Annotated in this window: 4 protein-coding genes and 1 pseudogene; 4 read left to right on the forward strand and 1 reads right to left on the reverse strand. The window is 56.5% G+C overall.

What is annotated here, in order from left to right; genetic code table 11:
• From LCF60_RS23835 to LCF60_RS23850, 4 genes and pseudogenes are all read left to right on the forward strand, one after another.
• Positions 1-272: transposase (locus LCF60_RS23835; protein ID WP_292295021.1), on the forward strand; the 272-nt coding region annotated here is incomplete at its 5' end.
• A gap of 45 nt (positions 273-317) precedes the next feature.
• Positions 318-1,145, forward strand: a pseudogene (locus tag LCF60_RS23840) (response regulator); the annotation flags it as partial.
• A 239-nt stretch (positions 1,146-1,384) separates the two neighbouring features.
• A protein-coding gene (locus LCF60_RS23845; RefSeq protein ID WP_292295022.1) for an IS3 family transposase occupies positions 1,385-2,574 on the forward strand; the annotation gives its coding sequence in 2 pieces (ribosomal slippage) (positions 1,385-1,637 and positions 1,637-2,574; 1,191 coding nt in all).
• 121 nt (positions 2,575-2,695) lie between these two features.
• Positions 2,696-3,001 (forward strand): hypothetical protein, encoded by a 306-nt coding sequence (locus LCF60_RS23850; protein ID WP_292295023.1) that lies wholly within the window; start codon positions 2,696-2,698, stop codon positions 2,999-3,001.
• A gap of 32 nt (positions 3,002-3,033) precedes the next feature.
• Here the strand turns inward: LCF60_RS23850 and LCF60_RS23855 are convergent.
• A partial coding sequence (locus LCF60_RS23855; RefSeq protein ID WP_292295024.1) for a hypothetical protein occupies positions 3,034-3,440 on the reverse strand: 407 nt, incomplete at its 5' end.

Raw genomic sequence — 3,440 nt, forward strand, 5'->3', positions numbered from 1 at the left:
CCGTCGTCATTCTCGATAATCTCGCCACACATCGCAATGCCGGGGCGGCAGAGGCGATCAGACAGGCCGGATGCTGGTTCCTCTACCTGCCGCCATACTCGCCGGACCTCAATCCCATCGAGATGGCTTTCTCAAAGCTCAAGGCCAACCTACGCAAGATCGCTGCCAGAACCTTCACCGATCTCTTCACAGCCCTCGGCGACGTCTGCCAGATGTTCACACCGGACGAGTGCTGGAACTACTTTCAGGCTGCCGGATATGTCGCAAGTTAACACCGAAACGCTTTAGATAATGAAGATCCCTATTTCGATTGCTTCGTTCTGGATATCCAAATGCCTGGTACAGATGGGATTAAGCTTTGTTCCGAAATTCGATCCCGCCCGGCTTTCCGGTTGGCCCCGATAATCATGCTGACATCTTCGGACAGCAAACACGCGATGCGGCAAGCATTTAACGCAGGGGCGACAGATTTTCTCCATAAGCCATTGAACTCTCTAGAGCTTGCCGCTCGGATCAACACGGCATCCCTTCTGGTCGAATCTCTGAAAAGGGAAGCCGCGCCAGTGCTGACAGTCTACGAAAACCCAAGTATTGAGAGCGAGTTGAATGGGTTCCATCCCGGCACTCGCATCACCTTCTCCAAAATTCGCTCAATGCGTGATTACTTCGAGTTGGAGAACATCTTCCTCCGTATGGATCAGAGTTTGTATGCCGTCAGTCTCTTCACGGTAGAGCTCAAGGGTTTCGAGGCGGTCGCAGAAAGTGCAAACCATCATGAAGCCCTCCACTTGGTGCATATGAGGGCAAGCATCATTCCACGTGTTCTGATGTCTCAGCGGCTCCTTTTTTCTTACGTCGGATATGGAAAGTTCACTTGCGCACTGATGGCACGCACTCCTGTTGTTCCGCAGTTATTGCAGTCGAGGCTCCGTGAAAAACTAGACTTCCACACAAAACCCAGGGCCAAACTTAACTGGGAGAGCGATGCGCTGATTGTCACATCCTTGTCCAACCGTAGGATTATGGCTCCCTCGGAAGCAGTGCGGCTTTTGCGACAAGAAACTAAAAGGTTAAAAAGTTGTACAGATAGACCGGTACCCGCGTTCAAAGACGAGGCAAATCGGCTTTTCAGCTCCAAGAGCTAGGCAACGTGAAGTTGTCCCCAGATATGCTAGCGCCTTGCTTCGTAATTTTGGAATCCAAGTATAAGCGTGGATGTAATCCGAAAAATCGTTTCAAGGATGCGTTCAAATCTGACCCTATGGCGCAGTCACTGGGCTTGCGATTGCAGTTGTCGTCTTCTTTGGGCTCTTGGCCAGAGTGACCTGCCACGGGATTTTTCCTCCATTTGGAATTAGAGTCCGACCCAACGAAGGGACGGACAATGAAGCGAACGAGATACAGCGAAGAACAGATCATCGGTATCCTGACCGAGCATGAGGCTGGCGCGAAGTGTGCTGACCTGTGCCGCAAGCACGGCATGTCGGAAGGCACCTTTTATGCCTGGAAGGCGAAGTTTGGCGGGATGACGGTTTCGGATGCCAAACGGCTCAAGGCGCTCGAAGACGAGAACGCAAAACTGAAGAAGCTTTTGGCCGAGCAGATGCTGGATGCTGCGGCGATGAAGGAACTTCTGGCAAAAAAATGGTAAGGCCCGCCGTGAAGCGCGAAGCCGTTGCGCATCTGCAGGTCAAGTTGGGCCTGTCGGAACGGCGGGCCTGCCGGCTTGTCGGGGCGGATCGCAAGATGATCCGCTACCAGTCCAGAAGGCCGCCCGAGACGGAGCTGCGCCAACGGCTGCGCGATCTGGCGAACGAGCGGCGCCGGTTCGGATACCGGCGCCTGTTCGTGCTCTTGCGCCGCGATGGCGAGCCGTCAGGGATCAACCGCATCTATCGGCTCTACCGCGAAGAAGGGCTCATGGTGCGCAAACGGCGCGCCCGGCGCAAGGCGGTGGGAACCCGTGCCCCGATCCTGGTCGAGGCCCGGCCCAATGCGCGCTGGTCGCTGGATTTCGTCCACGACCAGCTCGCCTGCGGCCGACGGTTCCGCATCCTGAACGTTGTTGATGATGTGACCCGGGAATGTCTGGCGGCAATCCCGGACACATCGATCTCCGGGCGGCGTGTTGCGCGGGAATTGGCGACGCTGATCGAACGGCGCGGACCGCCTGGCATGATCGTCAGCGATAACGGCACCGAACTGACCAGTAACGCGATCTTAACGTTTGCCACGGAGCGCAAGATCGAATGGCACTACATCGCCCCCGGCAAGCCAATGCAGAACGGCTTTGTCGAGAGCTTCAACGGGCGGATGCGCGATGAGCTTTTGAACGAGACCATGTTCCGGAACATGGCACATGCCCGTGCCGTGATCTGGGCCTGGGCAACTGACTTCAACGAAACACGACCGCATTCGGCGCTTGGCTATCAGACACCAAAGGAATTCGCCGAACACCTCACCACCGCAACCGACACCCGCGCTGCGCCATCTGAAAGCTCCGCACGGATGTCGGTTGCTCCACCTGCGCCAATCGGCGTATCAACCCAACGGGCTCCGATTCCGAACGGATGAAAGTTCAGTGGCAGGTCACCCGTCGTGCCATGGCTCACGCAACCGGAACCGGCTGGAGCCTCCGCCGCCTGCGCGAACGCGTGCTGCGCGCCGGCGCAAGGCTGATAATTCCGCACGGCGCATGACCCTCGCCCTCTCCAGCGCCGCAGCCCCCTTCTGGGCGCTACTATGGGCGCGCATCAACACGCTTCACTGGGCCGGCCCTGACCGAATGACGCTTGGAGTGCTGCGCCCACACCATCGCGCCATGGCGCGCCAAAAGGCGTGGACGAAAACAGACGCCGACACCCGCAAGGGAGTCTCGAACGCCACAGAGTTCGCCCAAGACACGAAACCCCGCCCGCAGCCGCCCAACACTAAGCGCAGCACGCTCAACAGGGCCGCCCAGAAGCCGCAGGTCACGGCGCTTCAACACCCCCGTGAATAAGGCGGGTTCAAGTAAACGAACTTCACTCACGGTCAAAGTTCATGTTCTCCGAAAATCTTCCGGCGCTGTTTTCCAGCCCAGATACGGAGGCGCCTCCCAAGGGGTAGGCCTCGTTTCATATAGTAACGTTTGCTTGATCCTAGGCGATCATCTTGGAAACCTTGGAAGTGGCTCTGTATGCCTCGCCCTTTCCGAAACGCTTTCCGAACAATCAGTAGTCGTTCACTCCATTCCTGTACGTGGAAAACCCTCAAATCAGTGTCGTTAATGATACGAATGCCATATTGATCTGTTTCTTTCAAATAGTCCTCAAGGCACCCCTCCGGCGCGAATCGACCCCATTTCTCAATGGAGTTCGGGTTTGATTCTTGAGCCAGGGTCCAGAATTCCGGCTCGATAATCAGGAAGCCATTACTTACCCGCTGAGTTAACAAGAACC

It is taken from the genome of Marivita sp. (genome assembly GCF_020055635.1).
In the GTDB taxonomy this organism is placed as follows: Bacteria; Pseudomonadota; Alphaproteobacteria; order Rhodobacterales; family Rhodobacteraceae; genus Marivita.

Bases quoted from the DNA above. Each gene is read 5' to 3' on its own strand.
- LCF60_RS23850 (WP_292295023.1), top strand. From the start codon at position 2,696: ATGACCCTCGCCCTCTCCAGCGCCGCAGCCCCCTTCTGGGCGCTACTA.